14 protein-coding genes are annotated in these 17,215 nt (G+C 74.5%); 5 read left to right on the top strand and 9 right to left on the bottom strand.

Translation table 11 applies throughout. The annotated features are described in order from the left end of the window. Nucleotides 1-47: 47 nt before the first annotated feature. Nucleotides 48-3,029: a glycoside hydrolase family 2 TIM barrel-domain containing protein gene (locus tag B0675_RS19065; RefSeq protein WP_081220022.1), complete on the top strand. Its 2,982-nt coding sequence runs from the start codon at nucleotides 48-50 to the stop codon at nucleotides 3,027-3,029. Between the two features lie 228 nt (nucleotides 3,030-3,257). Then, nucleotides 3,258-4,151 (top strand): alpha/beta hydrolase, encoded by an 894-nt coding sequence (locus B0675_RS19060; protein ID WP_081220021.1) that lies wholly within the window; start codon nucleotides 3,258-3,260, stop codon nucleotides 4,149-4,151. Nucleotides 4,152-4,197: 46 nt separating this feature from the next. On the opposite strand, the gene B0675_RS19055 is transcribed toward B0675_RS19060, so the two are convergent. The 4 genes from B0675_RS19055 to B0675_RS19040 all read right to left on the bottom strand — a co-directional run bounded on the left by B0675_RS19055 (nucleotide 4,198) and on the right by B0675_RS19040 (nucleotide 8,672). Further along, complete coding sequence (locus B0675_RS19055) at nucleotides 4,198-4,998, bottom strand: isocitrate lyase/phosphoenolpyruvate mutase family protein (protein ID WP_081220020.1); 801 nt, start codon at nucleotides 4,996-4,998, stop codon at nucleotides 4,198-4,200. 63 nt (nucleotides 4,999-5,061) lie between these two features. Beyond that, on the bottom strand, nucleotides 5,062-5,793 hold the full coding sequence (locus B0675_RS19050) for a rhomboid family intramembrane serine protease (protein ID WP_081220019.1): 732 nt from the start codon (nucleotides 5,791-5,793) through the stop codon (nucleotides 5,062-5,064). Between the two features lie 56 nt (nucleotides 5,794-5,849). Beyond that, complete coding sequence (locus B0675_RS19045; protein WP_081220018.1) at nucleotides 5,850-7,661, bottom strand: DUF2264 domain-containing protein; 1,812 nt, start codon at nucleotides 7,659-7,661, stop codon at nucleotides 5,850-5,852. 222 nt (nucleotides 7,662-7,883) lie between these two features. Next, nucleotides 7,884-8,672 (bottom strand): class I SAM-dependent methyltransferase, encoded by a 789-nt coding sequence (locus B0675_RS19040; protein WP_081220017.1) that lies wholly within the window; start codon nucleotides 8,670-8,672, stop codon nucleotides 7,884-7,886. Nucleotides 8,673-9,112: 440 nt separating this feature from the next. Between B0675_RS19040 and mmuM the strand changes: the two genes are divergently transcribed. Next, a complete protein-coding gene (mmuM, locus tag B0675_RS19035) occupies nucleotides 9,113-10,063 on the top strand; it encodes a homocysteine S-methyltransferase (RefSeq protein ID WP_081220016.1) in 951 nt (316 codons plus the stop codon). A 248-nt stretch (nucleotides 10,064-10,311) separates the two neighbouring features. On the opposite strand, the gene B0675_RS19030 is transcribed toward mmuM, so the two are convergent. Together B0675_RS19030 and B0675_RS19025 are read right to left on the bottom strand one after the other, a co-directional pair. Beyond that, nucleotides 10,312-12,018 (bottom strand): carboxylesterase family protein, encoded by a 1,707-nt coding sequence (locus B0675_RS19030; protein WP_081220015.1) that lies wholly within the window; start codon nucleotides 12,016-12,018, stop codon nucleotides 10,312-10,314. Between the two features lie 132 nt (nucleotides 12,019-12,150). After that, a complete protein-coding gene (locus tag B0675_RS19025; protein WP_081220014.1) occupies nucleotides 12,151-12,807 on the bottom strand; it encodes a ThuA domain-containing protein in 657 nt (218 codons plus the stop codon). Between the two features lie 100 nt (nucleotides 12,808-12,907). Between B0675_RS19025 and B0675_RS19020 the strand changes: the two genes are divergently transcribed. After that, nucleotides 12,908-13,321, top strand: coding sequence for a VOC family protein (locus tag B0675_RS19020; protein ID WP_081220013.1), 414 nt, complete (start codon nucleotides 12,908-12,910; stop codon nucleotides 13,319-13,321). A 9-nt stretch (nucleotides 13,322-13,330) separates the two neighbouring features. On the opposite strand, the gene B0675_RS19015 is transcribed toward B0675_RS19020, so the two are convergent. Both B0675_RS19015 and B0675_RS19010 read right to left on the bottom strand, forming a co-directional pair. Next, nucleotides 13,331-14,086, bottom strand: a complete 756-nt coding sequence (locus B0675_RS19015; RefSeq protein WP_081221872.1) for a helix-turn-helix transcriptional regulator — start codon at nucleotides 14,084-14,086, stop codon at nucleotides 13,331-13,333. Between the two features lie 10 nt (nucleotides 14,087-14,096). After that, on the bottom strand, nucleotides 14,097-15,068 hold the full coding sequence (locus B0675_RS19010) for an AraC family transcriptional regulator (RefSeq protein WP_081220012.1): 972 nt from the start codon (nucleotides 15,066-15,068) through the stop codon (nucleotides 14,097-14,099). A gap of 103 nt (nucleotides 15,069-15,171) precedes the next feature. Between B0675_RS19010 and B0675_RS19005 the strand changes: the two genes are divergently transcribed. Next, entirely contained in the window at nucleotides 15,172-16,005 is an 834-nt protein-coding gene (locus B0675_RS19005; protein ID WP_081220011.1) for an NmrA family transcriptional regulator, read from the top strand. 21 nt (nucleotides 16,006-16,026) lie between these two features. On the opposite strand, the gene B0675_RS19000 is transcribed toward B0675_RS19005, so the two are convergent. After that, complete coding sequence (locus tag B0675_RS19000; RefSeq protein ID WP_081220010.1) at nucleotides 16,027-17,214, bottom strand: YihY/virulence factor BrkB family protein; 1,188 nt, start codon at nucleotides 17,212-17,214, stop codon at nucleotides 16,027-16,029. Nucleotide 17,215: the final 1 nt, after the last annotated feature.

Genomic DNA, 17,215 nt, shown 5'->3' with positions numbered 1-17,215 from the left:
CGGAACCACGACGCACGGGCTGATCCACGGGCTGATCTAGGAGACGCATGTCCTTCCGCACCTCCCCCTCGCATCCGACCGCCGCACCCTCCGACACCGGCTACGTCGAGGACGTGTCCCCCGGCCACGGCGCGCTGCCGCCGCGCGCCCATTACGCGGCCTCGGACGCCGCGAGCCTTTCCCTGAACGGGCGTTGGCACTTCCGGCTGTCCCCCACCGCCGACGCGCGCGACGACTCGTTCGCCGCCGAGGGGTACGCGCCGCACGAGGACCAGGACGCCGAGAGCTGGGCCGAGGTCCAGGTCCCCGGCCACTGGGTGCTGCAGGGGCACGGCGCGCCGATCTACACCAACCACCTCTATCCGTTCCCGGTCGACCCGCCGCACGTGCCGACCGAGAACCCGACCGGCGACCATCTGCGCTTCTTCGACCTGCCGGCCCACTGGCCCGCCGACGGCGGTACGGTGCTGCGCTTCGACGGGGTCGAGTCCTGCGCCCGGGTCTGGCTGAACGGCACGGACCTCGGCGAGTTCAAGGGGTCCCGGCTGCCGCACGAGTTGGCCGTGGGCCATCTGCTGAGGCCGGGGCGCAACGCGCTCGCCGTCCGGGTGCACCAGTGGTCGGCGGGCTCGTACCTGGAGGACCAGGACCAGTGGTGGCTGCCCGGCATCTTCCGTGACGTGACCCTGCTGCACCGCCCCCCGGGCGGCGTGCTCGACTTCTTCGTGCATGCCGGGTACGACCACCGCGCGGGCCTCGGAACGCTGCGCGTCGACTCCGACGTCGACGGACGGGTCCTCGTGCCGGCCCTGGGCGTCGACGTGGCGACCGGTGTGGAGGTCACGGTGCCGGTGGCGCCGTGGACGGCCGAGACGCCCCGGCTGTACGACGGCGAACTGGTCACGGAGGGCGAGCGCGTACCCCTGCGGATCGGCTTCCGCACCGTCGCTCTGCGGGACGGACAGATCACGGTCAACGGCCGCGCGGTGCTGTTCAAGGGCGTCAACCGGCACGAGTGGCACCCGGAGAGGGGCCGCGCCCTCGACGCGGAGACGATGCTCGCCGACGTGCTGCTGATGAAGCGGCACAACATCAACGCCGTCCGTACCTCGCACTACCCGCCGCATCCCGCCTTCCTCGACCTGTGCGACACCTACGGCCTGTGGGTCGTCGACGAGTGCGACCTGGAGACCCACGGCTTCACCGAGGAGGGCTGGCAGGGCAACCCCGTCGACGACGACCGCTGGACGCCCGCCCTTCTCGACCGGGCGGCCCGCATGGTCGAGCGCGACAAGAACCATCCGTCCGTCGTGATGTGGTCGCTCGGCAACGAAGCGGGCACGGGACGGGGACTGACCGCGATGGCCGACTGGATCCGGGACCGCGACGGCTCACGCCTCATCCACTACGAGGGTGACGCCACCTGCCGGGACACGGACGTCTATTCGCGCATGTACGCCGATCACGCCGAGGTCGAGCGCATCGGCCGCCACGAGGACGACGGCGACGCGAAGCGACGCGGGCTCCCCTTCATCCTCTGCGAGTACGGCCACGCCATGGGCAACGGTCCCGGCGGTCTCGCCGACTACCAGCGACTGTTCACCGCGTACGACCGGGTCCAGGGCGGCTTCATCTGGGAGTGGATCGACCACGGCATCAAGGACGAGCGCCACGGGTTCGCGTACGGCGGCGACTTCGGCGAGGAACTGCACGACGGGAACTTCGTCTGCGACGGGTTGCTCTTCCCGGACCGGACACCCTCCCCCGGGCTCGTCGAGTACAAGAAGGTGATCGAACCCGTCCGCATCGACACCGGCGGGACGTCCGGCCTCCCCGGACCGGACCGGCTCCGGGACGGGGAAGGGGTGTTGGACCGGCCTCTGGACGCCGCCCGTGCCGACGGCGTCGTGCGCGTCACCAACGGCTACGACTTCGCCGACCTCGCCGCGCTCGCCTTCTCCTGGTCCTACCAGGTGGACGGCGAGACCGTCGCGACGGGCGCCCTCCAGGTGCCCGAGCTGGCCCCCGGCGAGTCGGCGGACGTGAAACTCCCCGCGCCGCCCGTGGACCCGGCGGGCGCCGAGGCGCACTGGACCGTACGGGCGGTCCTCGCCGAGGACACGGCGTGGGCGCCCCGCGGCCATGAGATCGCCTGGGCCCAACTCCCCTCCGCCGAGGCCGTGTCCGCGCCCCTCGGGCGGTTCGTCGCCCCGGTGGCCGGTGACGGCGTCATCACCCTGGGACCGGGCACCTTCGACGCCCGCACCGGGGAGCCGCTCACCCTCGGCGGTGTCGGTGTCACGGGGCTGCGGCTGGACGTGTGGCGGGCCCCGACCGACAACGACAACGGCGCGCACTGGCAGCCCGACGCCCGCTTCGGTCCGCTCTGGCGCGCGCTGGGCCTGCACCGGATGCGGCACCGGCTGGACGCGGTGGAGCCGGGCGAGGACGCGTTGACCGTACGGACCAGGGTGGCGCCCGCCGCCCGCGCGGTCGGCCTGCGCACGGTGTACCGCTGGACGTCCGACGGCACCCGGCTGCGGCTGACCGTGTCCGTGGCACCCGAGGGCGACTGGAGGCTGCCGTTGCCCCGGCTCGGCGTCCGGCTCGGGCTCTCCGGCCCGGCGGATCGCGTGACCTGGTTCGGCGGCGGCCCGGGCGAGGGCTACCCCGACACCGGGACGGCCTCCATGAGCGGCCGGTGGGAGTCGACCGTGGACGCCCTGCAGACCCCGTACGTGCGCCCGCAGGAGAACGGTGCCCGGCCCGACGTCCGCTGGGCGGAGATCGGCGGTCTGCGTGTCGAGGGCGATCCGCGGTTCTGGTTCACGGCACGACGCTGGACGACCGAACAACTGGACGCGGCGGACCACTTGTCGGATCTCCGGGCCGGCGACACGGTCTGGGTCAACCTCGACCACGGCCAGCAGGGGATCGGCTCCCAGTCGTGCGGTCCCGGTGTGCTTCCGCCGTACCGGCTGGACGCGGAACCTGCGGAGTTCTCGTTCGTCTTCTCGGGCGTCCGCTAGGGCGGATCCGCAAGGTCTCGCCTGCCCGGCGACGCCTGGCGCCCGGACCGGACCGACGGGCCGGGCGGGTCCTCGACCCGTCCGGCCCGGTCGCGTCCGCCGGGGCGGAATTCCGTGGAGTTGCGTGCCCGGCCGCACCTACGATCTGCCGGTGGACCGGCCGGAGAAGGCCGGTGTGCCACATCGGGACGCCGGAGACCGGTTCACGGACGACAAGGGACGAGGACGATGAACGACCCCGCGCACCGATCACGCGCGTACCACCACGAGGTGCGCGGCAGCGGTCCCGTACTGCTGGTCGTACCGGGAGGGGCAGGCCACCCCATGGGCCTGGAGGGCCTCACGGACCGGCTCCGCGAGCGGTTCACCGTGGTGACGTTCGACCCGCTCGGTCTGGCGCACACACCGCTGGACGGCCCGGTCGGCGACCAGCGCGTGGAGGACTGGAGCGACGACGCCCACCGGCTCCTCGGCTCCGTCCTCCCGGACGGCGAGTCGGCGTACGTCTTCGGCAGCAGCTCGGGCGCCATCGTGGCCCTCGACCTGCTGGCCCGGCACCCCGAGCGGCTGCGCCGGGTGGTGGCCCACGAACCGCCGAGCGTCACCGTGCTGCCGGACGCGGAGGCCCAGATCGCGATGGTCGGGGAAGTGGGCCGGCTCTGCCGCACGGAGGGCCCTTCGGTGGCGACGGCGCGGCTGGCCGCGGGCCTGGAGGGCCGGGCCTGGGGAGGCGCGGCGAGCGGCCGGAAGGACGCGAGCGCGGAGCCCGCGGAGACGCCGGACGGACCTCTGCCCGGCGCGCGGACGGCCGGGCCCGCGGAGATCCCCGCGGACACCCCGATGGCCGTCTTCCTGGCCCACGTCCTGCGCCCGTTCGCCACGCGCGCGCCGGACGTGGACGGGCTCAAGGAGCTGTCCGACCGGTTCGTCCTCGGCGCGGGCCGCGCCTCCGGGGGGCAACTCCCGCGCCGTACGGCCGAGTCGCTCGCCGCGGCCACGGGGGCCACGCTGCTCGACTTCCCCGGCGGCCACCTCGGCTGTCTGGAACACCCGGTCGAGTTCGCGGACCTCCTGGCGGAGGCGCTGGTGGGCCGGACGGCACGTCCGGACGCTCGGTCGTGATCGAACGCCGGGCCTGAACCGCCCCTCGATCAGCAGGATTTCCGGGTCAGGGGTCGAGCCGCGGCGCGCTGAGGGCCTGCACGTCCGCGTAGGTCGGGGTGGTGCCCTGCGGGGTCCGGCCGGCGCGGATGTCCAGGGCCGTGTCGAGGGCGGCGCCCAGGGAACGGCGGTACAGCAGGGAGCCGAGGCTGACCCGGCGGACACCGAGGTCGCCGAGCCGGGCGACGGTCGGGCCGAGCGGCGAGTACAGGATGTTGAGCGGCGCGTCGAACGTCTTCACCAGATCGGCGATGCGGTCCGGGTCGCTGAGGCCCGGCACGAACACACCGTCGGCTCCCGCCCGGAGGTAGGCGTCGAGGCGGCGGCACGTCTCGGCGTGGCTTCCGTCGCCGAGCCAGTAGGTGTCCGTCCGCGCGTTCACGAACAGGTGCGGCACCGCGGCCTTGACCGCCGCGATCTTCGCGGCGTGCAGTGCGGCGGATCCGAGGCCGTCCTCGATGTTGACACCGACCGCTCCGGCGTCGGCCAGTTCGCGTGCCGACGCGGCCACCTCGTCGGGGTCCCGGCCGAAGCCGTCCTCCGCGTCCACCGACAGCAGGATTCCGCCCCCGGCGAGCTGCCGGGCGAGCCGGACGGTGAGGTCGCGGGTGGCGGCCGCGCCGTCCGGCAGCCCGGCGGCGGCGGCGACCCCGAGACTCGTGGTCCCCACGGCCTCGAACCCCTGACCGGCCAGCGCGAGCGCGGAGGCGTGGTCCCAGGCGTTGGGCAGCAGCAGGGGGGCGTCGGCACGGTGCAGCGCGGCGAACGCGGCGGCGCCGACCGGGTCCTCACTCGGGGCAGCGGTCATACGGGGACGATAGCGCCGCGACGGTTCGGCACCGGCCGAACCGTCGGGCGCGCTCGTGCGGCCCTAGAGAAGCCCCAGATCCCCCAGCTCCTTGTGAAGGTCCGCGCGGGGGCTGTCCGGAGTGGTGGGCTGCGCCGTGCCCGGGGACGGTGTGCCCGGTGGGGTGGGGGGCGGGGTGTTGCGGGGGCGGCGGTCGCGGAGGAGCCAGGCGCCGAGGAGGCCGCCGGCAAGCCCCCCGAGGTGTCCGAGCCAGCTCACGCCCGGGGTCCCCGGGACGGTGACGGTGAGCATGTAGGCGAACGAGGCGGCCATGACGACGCCGATGAGCGCGTCGATCAGGTGGCGGTCGAAGAGACCGCGGACCACGACGTAGCCGAAGTACCCGAAGATCAGGCCGCTCGCGCCCACCGTGTCCACGCCGCCGCTCTCGAAGAGCCACACCGTGAGGCCGCTCGTCACGGCGACGAGGAGGCTCAGCCCGAGGAAGCGGACCACTCCGCGGTACGCCGCGAGGAAGCCGAAGACGAACAGCGGGCCCGAGTTGCTCTCGATGTGGGCCCAGCTCCAGTGCAGGAAGGGTGCGCTGAGGATGCCGGGAAGGGTACCCGGGTCTCCGGAGACGACTCCGTGGTCACGCGAGAGGGCGTAGTGGTCGGCGGAGTTGGCCAGTTGCACCAGCCACACGATCGCGAGGAAGGCGAACATCACGAAGAACGCCTTCCGCGCCTCCGCGATCATCTGCTCGGGGTCGGCCGCTCCCCGGCCCGCCCGTGTGGTCCTGTCCGGTCCGCCCATGGCCCGTTCCCCTCCCCCTGCGGATCCGCGTCCGCGTCGGCACTGGCCTCTCCACTCTAGGGAGTTCGGACGAACACGCTCGGGGAGGGGCCGCGGGAGGACTCCCGCGGCCCTGTCTCCGGGCCGTCCTGCGACGGGCCGTCCGGGTCCGCGGAGGTGAACCGGAAGGTCGCCCCCTCGCCGGATGCCCAGGTCACCGTGAGGTCGTGCGCGCCGGGTCCCGCGTCCTCCGCCGGTGTCACCCGCACCGAGACCAGGTCGGTGAGCGGGCGCGGGTCCGGGTCCGCGGTGAGACGGACGAGGGCGACGAAGAGGGAGGCGTCGGTTCCGGTGGTCCCCTCCGCCGCCTCCGGCAGCCCGTCCACGGACGTGCCCGCCCCCGACAGGCCGTGCGCCGCGTGGAGTTCGGAGCGCGCACCGTCCCGCGCCGCCCAGCCCGTGACCCGTACCGGGGTCCCCGGGGCCGCGCCCGACACCAGGTGGGCCCGCACCTCGACGGCGCCCCGCGCGACGACGAGGCCGGCCACGGCGACGCCCTCCGCGACGGTGTGCCGGGACGCCGCCCAGCCGTCGCCGGCACCGAGCGGCACGATCCCGGTACGGCTCGCTTCGCCACCGACGATCACGCTGTTGTCGTACGAGGGCGAGGGCTCCGTGACGGTCGAGTAGGCGAGCCGCGTGTAGTACGGGTCGTAGCGGGCGTCCTCGCTGCCGTGGTTGTGGAGGCGGACCAGGCCGTCCGAACGGGTGGACTGGATCAGCCAGTTGGCCGGCCGGACCGGGGTGACCGCGTCGGCGCGTTCCGCCGGGCCCGGCTCCTCGCGGGCCGTCCACACCTCGTGGTCGGGGGGCAGCAGCAGGCAGACGAACGCCTTGGCGGCCCAGTACGGCGAGGCGGGGCCGGAGTATGCCTGCAGGAACGCCTCGTCGGGGCCGCGCCAGCCGCGGGTGAGCAGGCCGTCGGCGTCGACGGCGCCCCGGTCGAGGAAGTAGCGCAGGGCTCCGGAGGCGAGGCGCCGGGTCTCGCCCGGCGCCAACGGCGTGCGGCCGGTGAGCGCGCCGAGCCACAGCGGTGCGGTGGCCGCGAAGCGGTAGGTCAGGGAGCGGCCCTGCAGCATCGGCGCCCCGTCGCCGCCGAACAGGCGCGCGTAGTCGGCGAGATGGGCCTCCAGACGGCCCGCGTACAGGTCGAGGAGGCGGGTGTCGTCGCCGAGCCAGGCGTGCAGCACCGGGTAGAGGTGCATCGCCCAGCCGTTGTAGTAGTCGACCTTGCGGCCGTGGCCGTCGGTGTACCAGCCGTCGCCGAGGTACCACTGCTCGATGCGCTCCAGGCCCCGGTCGATCACCGCGCGGGCGAGGTCCGGCTCGTAGCCGACGTCCGCGAGGAATCCGCCGACCGTCACCGGGAACAACTCCCAGTTGTTGGGCCAGGGTTCGGCCCTCAGCGCGTCGCCCAGCCAGCCGGCGGCGCGCTGACGCACACTGTCGTCCAGGCGGTCCCACAGCTGGGAGCGGGTCAGCCGGAGCGCGAGCGCGATGGACGCCGCCTCCACGAGCGGCTGACTGCGGCTCTCGACCCGGGGCCAGACTCCCGCCGTTCCGGCGGCGAGCCCGTCCGCGTACCGCTCCAGGACCTTCTCGTCCCGCCGGAAGCCGGCCAGCAGCAGCGTGCGGGCGTAGCCCTCCAGGCCGTCGGAGAGCCTTCCGGAGGCGCTCGGGCGGTTTCCGGGGAGGTGGTAGAGGGCGCCCCCGTCGGTCGCGTACGGCGCCACGGCGGCGAGCAGGGAGTCGGCGGTCGCCTCCCAGTGGGCGCGCGTACGGCCGGTGTACGGGCTCAGGCTGCGGTCCTCGGCGGGCTCGGCGTGCATCAGGTGGGCTTCCTGTCTCAGGGGCGTCCGGGAAGGCGTGGCGGTGCGGCAGGGCAGCACCGCCTGGCGGCAGGACGCTACCCCCTTTGGGCAAGCGCTTTCTAGACTCCGGGCCGCCGGGGTGCCGCCACCCGGTCAGCGCGCCGGTCCGAGCCCGCAGCTCTCCGCCTGCCGCCTGCCGCCCGGACCAGGGGCCCGGGGTCCGGGGCCCGGATCCCACGACTACGCGACCGGCCGCTCCACCCGGCGGGCCGTGATCAGCTCATGCAGGTAGCGCTTGGTGACCCTGCCTCCGTGGCGGTCGTCGATCAGGCCGGCGAGGCAGGCGAGGAGGCCGTCGCGGGCCGGCGTGGGCAGCGCCCGGTGTCCGGAGTAGGTGCGCAGGACGTCGAGGTAGGCCTCGGTGGTGTAGGTGATCTCCCAGGAGAAGCGCCGGACCTCGACCGGCCCGAGCCGGTCGCAGGCGTCGAGTTCGCCGGTGTCGGAGGTGACGTCTTTCTCGTCCGACGCGCGCAGGCCGGGCGGGGTGGCGGGGTCCCAGCGTTCGTAGCAGCGCTGGGCCCGGGCGAAGAACTCCTCGGAACCGCCCGCCACATGGTGGGTGGTGACCAGGGCGAGGGTGCCGCCCGGAGCGAGGGCGGCGGTCAGCCTGGGCAGGCGCAGGGCCGGGTCGATCCAGTGGAAGGCGGTGGCGCAGACCGCCAGTCCGAAGACCGGACCCGGTGGCGTCCACTCCTCGAACGCGGCGACCTCGACGCGGGCCGCCGGGAACGGCCGCAGGTTGCGCCGGGTCACCGCCGCGAGGGAGGGCCCCAGTTCGACCGCCGTGAGGCGGCAGCCGGTCCGGGCCAGGGGCACGGTCAGCTGTCCCGTTCCCGGGCCCACCTCCAGGACACGCGTGTCCCGGGTCAGGGCCGCCTCGCCGATCAAGGCCTCGACCAGGGCGGGCGGGTAGGCGGGACGGGCGCGGTCGTAGAGCTCGGCGTCCTCGTCGAACACGTCTCGCAGCATGCGTCCAGGCTAGGACGTTCACCCCGGAGGGCGGCCGCTGTCGCCCTGTCAGGAGTGCGGGCCCCCAGGGCCCCCGGTAAACAACCTCGGCCGCACCGCGCCTTCGTTCCCCGATGAGGGGGCTCCGCGGGGGGGCGTCGTCCGACCGGTGACCGACGGTGCTGCCACCGATCGGCGCGTACTCCCAGAGGAGACGAACTCGGCCCGGAGCGGCTCCAGTTCCTCGGGCACGATCCCGAGGAAGCGGGCGTCCGACCTCTCGTCGACCGCGGTCGGCGGCGTCGTCGAGGACGGCATCCCGGTGTCGGCGAACCAGTGGGGGCGGGCCGGCGCGCCTCCGCCCGGTCCTCTCCCGGCAGGGTGCCGTCAGGATCTTCCGGGCCCGGTGCCGTCCGGGCCTCCCCGGCAGGACGGGGACCGGATCGGCTAGCGTCGGTGGCATGACCAGCGACACGGCCGGCCGCCCGGCCCGCGACACCCCCCGTACCTTCGCCGAGGCGCTCTCCCGCGGCACGGTCGTGCTCGACGGCGGCATGTCCAACCAGCTGGAGTCGGCCGGGCACGACCTGAGTGACGCGCTGTGGTCGGCACGGCTGCTGGCGGAGCGGCCCGAGGCGGTCGTCGAGGCACACCTCGCCTACTACGAGGCGGGCGCGGACGTCGCGATCACCGCCAGTTACCAGGCGACGTTCGAGGGTTTCGCGCGGCGCGGCATCACGCACGAGCGGGCGGCCGAGCTCCTCGCCCTGAGCGTCGGGTCGGCGCGCGAGGCGGCCCGGCGCGCGGTCACCAAGGGCGTCGCGCGCCCGCTGTGGGTGGCGGCGTCGGTCGGTCCGTACGGGGCGATGCTCGCGGACGGTTCGGAGTACCGGGGGCGGTACGGGCTGAGCGTCGGCGAGCTGGAGCGGTTCCACCGCCCGCGCCTGGAGGTGCTGGCCGCCGCGGAGCCCGACGTGCTGGCCCTGGAGACGGTCCCGGACTCCGACGAAGCGCTGGCCCTGCTGCGGGGGGTGCGCGGGCTCGGTGTCCCGGCCTGGCTGTCGTACAGCGTCTCCGGTGACCGGACGCGGGCCGGTCAGCGGCTGGAGGAGGCCTTCGCACCGGCCGCCGAGGCCGACGAGATCGTCGCGGTCGGGGTCAACTGCTGCGCGCCCGAGGACGTGGACGCGGCGGTCGCCGTCGCGGCCCGCGTGACCGGCAAGCCCGTCGTGGTCTATCCGAACAGCGGCGAGGCCTGGGACGCCGAGGCCCGCGCCTGGAAGGGCAGTTCGTCGTTCACCGCCGGTCAGGTGGCCGGGTGGGAGCGGGCCGGGGCGCGGCTCGTCGGCGGGTGCTGCCGGGTGGGTCCGGAGGCGATCGCGGGAATCGCGACAGCGGTGCGGGGCGACTGAGCGCGGTCGACGCGGGGGCGCCCGCTCTCGCCCGTAGGGCCCTCCCGACCCCGGCTCCTCCCGACGTGGCCCGCACCGAACCGCCGGTCATCGGCCGGTGCCGCCCACCGGCGCGACCCGCGGCGCCTCACGCGCAGGACCGCCCGATGCCACTGCCGCGGTCCGTCCACCGGCATGGCCCGCGGCTCCCCACCCTCCCTGGTGTCCCGCGCCGCCGCCCGCCCGCACGGCCCACAGCGCCCCGCCGCTCACGGGCGACCTGTGCCGGTGCCGCCCTCGGGGGCGTCCCGCGCGCCCGGCCTGCGGAAACGCCGGACGACGGACAGGGGAGCCACCGTGCGGGTCGTCGTGGAGAAGGTCCGGTGTGCCGGGGTTCCGGGTTCGGGGAGTCCGTCCGCGAGCTCGGCCGGGGGCGGGGAGGGCCGCGCGGCGTCCTCGTCCCACAGGGCCAGTTCGCGGTCGCGCGGGCCGTGCACGGTGTGCGGGTCGCCGGCGCCGAAGATCCGGACCGGATGCGAGCTGTCCCAGGCGTCCCACCCCGGATCGCCGTCGACGGCGAACCGCACCCACGCCCCGTGCATGGCGTCCGCGAGCTCCTGCGGGGCTCCCTCGCCCGCGAGCTTCTCCGACTCGGGCACGTCGGGCGTGTCGAAGACGAAGCCCAGTTCCAGGGCGTGGCAGGCGCCGAGGTCCGGCACGTTGGACGGCCAGGCGAACTCGTAGACGTACGCCGGAGCCCGCGGGACGCCTCGGGCGTCCGCGTCGAGGGCGGCGGTGGGCCGGCCGTCGCGGGCGTCGGCGAGGCGGTGCAGCGGGACCCGCAGGATGTGGTCGGTGACCATCTGGCCGACGAGATCGGCGGTGCCCGCTTCCGGGTGGAGGGCACGGTAGCCGCGGGGGACCTCGTGGCCGCAGTGGCAGCGGGCCCTGGCTCCGGCCAGGGCGACCGGGCCGAGACGGTCCACGCGTTCCAGGAGGCCGCCCGGCACGAGCCACAGCCGGTACTCGTCGCGGGTCCAGCCGAGGAGGAGGCCGACGTCCGGCGCGGCGCCCTCGACGAGTGCCTCCAACGGGTCGCGGGGGACGAGGTCGCCGTCGACGACGATGCCGAAGGCGGGACCGCCGAGGACGGGGCTGCTGAGCCGGCCCACCTCGGCCTGGGTGCGCAGGAGAAGGCCGCGGTCGACGGCGGCGAACGCCTCGGCCGTCGCCGGGATCTTCAGCCGGGCGGCCATCCTGCGCACCATCCGGCGCACCTTGTCCCGGTCGCTCGCCTCGGGCGGGCCGCTCTGCAGGACGGCCCGGTGGAAGAGACCCTGGGCCCGCGGGCTCGCGAGCAGCGCGCCGATGCTGATGGCCCCCGCGGACTCGCCGAAGACGGTGACCCGGTCGGGATCGCCGCCGAACGCGGCGACGGACGCCCGCACCCACTCCAGCGCGGCCAGCTGGTCACGCAGCCCGGGGTTGGCGGGGGCATCCGGGAAGAGGCCGTACCCCTCCACCCCCAGGCGGTAGTTGATGGACACGAGGACGACGCCGTCCCGGGCGAACGCGCGCCCGTCGTAGACCGGAACCGCCGAGGAACCGCGGGTGAGGGCGCCGCCGTGGATCCACACCATGACGGGGAGCCGGGCGGCGGGATCCGGGGCCGGGGTCCACACGTTGAGGTTGAGGCAGTCGTCGCCGGGCACGCTGGGGTCGGACAGCAGCCGCCCGAACGCCTCGGAGTACGGCGGTTTCGGTGGCGTCGGGCCGAACGCGCCCGCGTCCCGCACGCCGTCCCACGGCTCGGGCGGCACGGGCGGGCGGAAGCGGTGGGGGCCGAAGGGCGGAGCGGCGTAGGGGATGCCCCGGAAGACGGCGATGCCGTTCTCGTACCGGCCGCGCACCCTGCCGTGCGGGGTGACGGCCACCGGGTCCTTCGTCTCCGCCGATTCCACCGCGTCCACCACCATCCGGGACCAGCTCCTCGTCGTCGCGCGTCGTAAAGATCAGAGCATCACATCACGTCCCGGTATTCCTGCGGACGTCCCCATTCGGCCCATATCGCGGTGCGCCCCTGGTCCGCGCGTCACCGCGGAGTCGGCTCAGGCGCCGGCCGCCGCCCAGGTGATGCCGCCGAGGAGGTGCCGGCGGAAGTCCTCGTCGTCGTAGGCCCGCGCGGTGTGTCCGAGGGCGGTGTAGAAGACGCGGCCCGCGCCCTGGGACCGGGACCACGCGAGGGGGTGGTCATCCCCCATCCCTCCACCCGCGTAGGAGGATTCGTCGGCCGACACGAGCACGCGCACCGAACTGCGCGGGCTGGCGCGGAAGTCGTACCACTCGTCCGTGAACTCCCAGACGGGCGGGAGGTGTCGGGTGGCCGGATGTCCGTGGTCCTCGACGACGGCGCGGCCCGGCTGGAGGTCGGGGTGCCGGTCGAATCGGGCACCGAGCAGTTCTCCGTAGTACGGCCAGTCGTACTCGGTGCAGGCGGCGGCGTGCACCCCGGCGAACCCGCCGCCCCCGTCGACGTGGGCCGCGAGCCGGTCGCGCCCGGCGGGCGTCAGCACCTCGCCGCTGGTCGACAGGAAGACGACCACCGCGTACGCGTCGAGCGGATCCTCGAAGACGGCCGGGTCCTCGGTGGCGTCGACGGCGAAGCCGCACGCCTCCCCGAGACCCCGCACGGCGGCGATCCCGGCCGGGATGGAGTCGTGCCGGTAGTCGGCCGTACGGGTGTACACGAGGACGCGGAAGGTCATGACCCCAGGATGCCCGCCTCCTCCGCCCCGCTGCCCCGGGCCCGGCCACCCTGTCCGTTTCCTTCAAGACCCCGTCTCGTGGGCCCCCTACCGTGGCTGTATGACTCCTCGATTCCATGTGATCGGCCTCGTCGTCTCCGACATGGCCGCCTCTCTCGCCTTCTACCGCCGTCTCGGGCTCGACTTCCCCGCGGGTGCCGAGGCCGAGCCGCACGTCGAGGCCGCGCTGCCCGGCGGACTGCGTCTCGCCCTGGACACGGAGGAGACCGTGCGGTCCTTCCACCCGGGGTGGCGGCCCCCGTCCGGCGGCGGCCGGACGTCCCTCGCCTTCCGCTGCGACGACCCGGCCGAGGTCGACTCGGTGTACGAGGCGCTGGTCGGAGCCGGGCATCACGGCGAGCTGAAGCCCTGGGACGCCTTCTGGGGCATGCGGTACGCCGTCGTGCACGACCCGGACGGCAACGGCGTGGACCTGTTCGCTCCGCTGCCCGGCGGCGGGGCGGCCGCCCAGTAGTACGGGCGGCTATCGGCGGGCGACCAGTTCACCGAGCGTCGCGCCCGCCAGCTCCCGCACGTCGCGCGCCAGATGGGCCTGGTCGGCGAATCCGGCTCGGAGCGCCGTCTCCGCGAAGGGCACGCCGTCGCGGGCCAGGGCGAGGGCGCGTTGCAGACGCAGGACGCGGGCCAGGGTCTTGGGTCCGTACCCGAAGGCCCTGAGGGAGCGCCGGTGCAACTGCCGTGCGCCCAGGCCCAGTTCATCCGCCGTCCGGGCGACCGGGCGCCCCGCGTCCAGGGCGGCCACGACGTCCAGGAGCACCGGATCGGGCTGCTCGGTGTCGGCCGCCCGGCGCAGGGCGACGTCTTCGAGCGCGGTCACGGGGTCGTCGGCGGCGTCGATCCGCGCGGCGAGGCGGCGTACCTCGGAAGCGGCCCACAGGTCGGTCAACTCGACGCGCCGGTCGCGGAGTTCGTCCGCCGGGACGCCCAGGTAGGTGGGCGCCGTGCCCGGGAAGAAGCGGACGCCCGCCCAGCCGCCGCCGGAGGACACCTCGTCCGGGACGTAGGGGCCTGTGTCGGGGCCGGCCACCAGCAGGCGGCCCTCGGTCCACAGCAGGTCCATGCAGCCGTCCGGCAGAACGGCCGCGACGGGCGTGGCGGGCGGCTCACCCGGGCCGCCGCCCGATGCCGCGCTCCGGTTGTCCGCGCCGGGCGCGGGCGGGCCCGGGACGCGGCTCCACACGACCGCGCCGGGCAGCCTGGACGCCCGTTCCGCGTACATGGTGGCCAGGCTACGCCGCACCCGTCCGGTGTTCCTGCGGGCTGACCCCGTACACCCGCTTGAAGGCGCTGGAGAGGGCGAAGGCGCTGCCGTAGCCGACGTGGCGGGCGATGGTCTCCAGGGTGTCGTCGCTCTCGCGGAGCCGGTCGGCGGCCAGCGCGAGCCGCCGGCCGGTCAGGTACGTCATCGGGGGCTCCCCCACGAGGTCGCTGAAGCGCCTGGCCAGGGCGGCCCGCGAGACACCGGCCTTGGCGGCGAGCGTCGCGACCGTCCACGGGTGTGCGGGATCGTCCCGCACGAGCCGCAGGACGCGGCCGACGACGGGGTCGGCGAGGGCCCGGTACCAGGCGGGCGTCGCGGCCTCGGGGCGGGAGAACCAGGCCCGCAGGGCGGCGATCATCAGCAGGTCGAGCAGCCGGTCGAGGACGACCTCCTGACCGGGTTCGTCGCGCACCATCTCGTCCGCGAGGATCGAGGTGAGCGGGCACTCCCACACGTCGGAGGTGAGCGACAGCAGCGGCGGCAGGGCGTCCAGCAGCCGGCCGTCGACCTCGCCCCGCATCAGGTAGGTGCCGATGAGCAGCACCGTGGAGCCGTCGAGCCGGTCGCCCCAGGTGCGCACCCCGAGGTCCCAGTGGCCGCTCAGCGAGCGCCCGTCGGGGTAGGAGCACGCGCCGCCCGGCAGGATCACGGCCTGCGTGGGGGTGTCGGGGTCGTCGGCGCAGACGTACGGGTCGGGGCCGCGCGCGATGGCGAGGTCACCGGCCCGCAGTCGGACGCGGTCGCCGCGGTCCGGTACGACCCAGGCGTCACCGCGCACCACGAGCATGATCGTCAGCGGGGCGCGGTCCTCGACGCGGAGCGACCAGGGCGGGTCGAAGCACGCGCGGATCATGAAGGCGCCCCGCGCGCGGGGACCCTCCAGCAGGCCGGCAAGGGGGTCCCCCCGCGTCAGCGGGTCCGAGCCCGGGCGAGCGTCCATGGCGCCAGCGTAGACCGGCCGGGTGGACGCCGTGGACGTCCGCTTATGGGGACGAGCCGCTCGGCGATGGTTCCGTGCCCGGCACGGCAGTTGACTCGAAGACATGACGGAGAACACGCGGAACATGACGGTGTTGGTGACAGGCGCGACGGGACGGACCGGGAGCCGGGTCGCGGCGGCCGCGCGGGCGGCCGGACTGGCGGTCCGGCCCGGGTCGCGCGCGACGGGCTTCGACTGGGACGAGCCGTCGACCTGGGCGGGGGCGCTCGCGGGCGCCGGCGCGGCGTACCTCGTACATCCCACCGACGTGGGCTCGCCCGCCGCCACGGAGGCGGTCGGCGCCCTGGCCCGGGAGGCGGTGGGGCTCGGTGTGCGGCGGCTGGTGCTGCTGTCGTCGCGGGGCGAGGAGCAGGCCCTGGCGACGGAGGATTCGCTCAGGTCGTCCGGCGCGGACTGGACGGTCGTACGGGCTGCGTGGTTCGCGCAGAACTTCAGCGAGGGTCCGCTGGTGGAGGGGCTGCGCCACGGAGAGCTGGTCTTCCCGGCCGGTGAGGTGCGGGAGCCGTTCGTGGACGTCCGGGACATCGCGGACGTGGTGGTGGCGGTGCTGACCGGCGGCGGGCGGTGCACCGGGCGGGAGGTGGAGGTGTCGGGGCCGCGGCTGCTGACGTTCCGGGAGGCGGTCGCGGAGGTCTCCGCGGCCACCGGCGAGGCGATGACGTACACCCCGGTGTCGGCACGGGAGTACGGCGAGGTCCTCGCGGGGTCCGGGGTGCCCGCCGAGGAGGTCACGTTCCTCGTCGAGCTGTTCGGAAGCCTGCTCGACGGGCGGAACGCGCATCTGTCGGACGGTGTCCCGGAGATCCTCGGGCGGGCGCCGCGGGACTTCACGGAGTTCGCGCGGGAGGCCGCCGCGGCGGGGGTGTGGAAGGCCTGACGGACGCGAGGGACGTGCGGGTCAGGGGGTGTCGTGCGGGGGGTGCTCCTCGCCGTCCTTCTCGGGGCGGTGGCCGTGCTGGGTGTTCCTGATGTGGGTGCGCAGGCGGGAGGTGACGTCCTCCGGGGGCAGGAAGCGCGACCAGCGCTCCGGGAACTCGGAGGGCATGTCGGGGTCGTCGGGATCGGCGTCGTAGTCGGAGTCGTACGAGCGGGTCGCGGCGACGCGGGCCACGTACTCGGCTGCCTGGGCCTCGCGCATCCGCTCGTTGGCGGCGCGGGCCGCGGCCGTGGCGGCGGCCGGCCAGACCCGGTCGATCGCGGCGTTCACCGCGGCGCCGACGAGGACGGCGAACGCGGACACACCGATCCACAGCAGGACGGCGACCGGCGCGGCGAGCGAGCCGTAGATGGTGGGGCCCTCGACGGTGTTGGTGAGATAGATGCGGAGCAGGAAACTGCCGAGCACCCACATGGCGAGGGCGACCAGGGCGCCCGGCACGTCCTCCACCCACGGTGAACGGACGGGCACGGACACGTGGTAGAGCGTGGTCAGGAAGACGACCGACAGCACGATGACGACGGGCCAGTACAGGACCTGCACGACGGTCGTCGACCAGGGCACGAAGTTCACCACGGCGTCCGGTCCCGCCACCATCAGCGGCAGGGCGACCGAGCCGATCAGCAGCGCCACGATGAACAGCAGGAACGACATGACACGGGTCTTCACGATCCCGCGGGTGCCGTCGAGGCCGTACATCACGGTGATGGTGTCGATGAAGACGTTGACCGCGCGCGAGCCCGACCACAGGGCGAACAGGAAGCCGAGCGAGATGATGTCGGGCCGGCCGCCCTTCATCACGTCGTGCAGGATCGGCTCGGCGATCTGGTGCACGCCCTTCTCGGTGAGGACGGTGCGGGACGCCTCCAGCAGGTTGGACTCCAGGCTGGCGATGGTGTCGGCGCCGGTCCAGTCGTCCACGTAACCGAGCAGCCCGATCATGCTGAGCAGCAGCGGAGGCACGGACAGGAGCGTGAAGAAGGCGGCCTCGGCCGCCAGTCCCAGGATCCGGTACTCCATGCACGAGTTGACGGTGTCCTTGAGCAGCAGCCAGGCGGTCCTGCGCTTCGAAACGTTCCGGTACAGCGCGCGTGCGCGGTGGAAGCGGCCCGGGCGGGGCCGTTCAGGTGTTTCTTTTGCCTGGTGCACG

Origin of the sequence: Streptomyces sp. M41(2017), from assembly GCF_002078175.1 — a bacterium.
GTDB lineage: Bacteria > Actinomycetota > Actinomycetes > Streptomycetales > Streptomycetaceae > Streptomyces.
Note: the sequence above shows the minus strand (reverse complement) of the source record. Positions and strands in the feature narration are given on the sequence as shown.